This is a genomic window from Pseudomonas sp. F1_0610, from assembly GCF_047470865.1.
Lineage (GTDB): Bacteria > Pseudomonadota > Gammaproteobacteria > Pseudomonadales > Pseudomonadaceae > JAZDRH01.
Genome location: NZ_JAZDRH010000108.1, coordinates 1 through 255 on the forward strand (window position 1 = coordinate 1; position 255 = coordinate 255).

The window sequence follows — 255 nt, forward strand, 5'->3', positions numbered from 1 at the left end:
CACTTCTGAGTTCGGGATGGGATCAGGTGGTTCCAATGCTCTATGTTCGTCAAGCAATTCTTTTCGAGTTCTCGCTAGGCGCTAACTCAGATTCGGTATGTGTATAGTATCAGGTATTTGCAGTTCATAGAACTTTTGGTTGTATCTTTTCAACTACCCAAATTGTTTGGGTGTTATATGGTCAAGCCTCACGGGCAATTAGTACTGGTTAGCTCAACGCCTCACAACGCTTACACACCCAGCCTATCAACGTCG

1 rRNA gene is annotated in these 255 nt (G+C 44.7%); it reads right to left on the reverse strand.

What is annotated here, in order from left to right:
- Positions 1 to 177: 177 nt before the first annotated feature.
- Positions 178 to 255: ribosomal RNA gene (locus VQ643_RS16430) — 23S ribosomal RNA — on the reverse strand; the annotation flags it as partial.